This is a genomic window from Methylobacterium sp. WL18 (assembly GCF_008040015.1).
Classification (GTDB): Bacteria; Pseudomonadota; Alphaproteobacteria; order Rhizobiales; family Beijerinckiaceae; genus Methylobacterium; species Methylobacterium mesophilicum.
The window spans coordinates 1-600 of the sequence record NZ_VRVD01001239.1 but is presented as its reverse complement, the minus strand read 5'-3'; the positions used below and the strand labels follow the sequence as shown (position 1 = coordinate 600).

Below are 600 nucleotides of genomic sequence, written 5' to 3'. Positions count from 1 at the left end.
CATCAGGGCGGCCTGGGGCGCCGCCAGGGCGCTCGCCGGGTCGAGCCCCTCGCGGGACGGCGCGCCGACGAAGCCGTAGGCCTGGTAGAGCAGCGACAGGAGCGGCGCGATCACCAGGGCGCCGACCCCGACGCCGATGATCAGCGCGACCTGCTGGTGCCAGGGGGTGGCGCCCACCACCTGCCCGGTCTTGAGGTCCTGCAGGTTGTCGTTGGCGATCGACGCGGTGGTGACGATGACGGCGGTGAGCAGCAGCGCCATGCCGGTGACGAACCGGTCGCCCTCGGGGCCGGCGGCGTGGCCCAGCAGCACCGGCAGCAGCAGCGCGGTCGCCATGGTGGTGAGGATCCCGATCCCCGAGATCGGGCTCGACGAGGAGCCGAGCAGGCCCGCGAGGTAGCCGCAGGCGGCGGCCATCAGGAAGCCGAACAGCACCATGAACAGCGTCGCCGCCACCGCGAAGACGATCAGCGTGCCGCCGAGCCTGGCCGGGCGGGCGAAGTCGGCAAACAGCAGCGCCAGCGGCACGCACAGGGCCAGCGCCCCGCCCGCGACCCAGGTGATCGGCAGGTCGCGCTCCGCGCGCGGGTGGTCCGCGCC

1 protein-coding gene is annotated in these 600 nt (G+C 74.3%); it reads right to left on the bottom strand.

Translation table 11 applies throughout. The annotated features are described in order from the left end of the window. Window positions 1-600: oligopeptide transporter, OPT family (locus tag FV228_RS32075; protein ID WP_147858000.1), on the bottom strand; the 600-nt coding region annotated here is incomplete at both ends.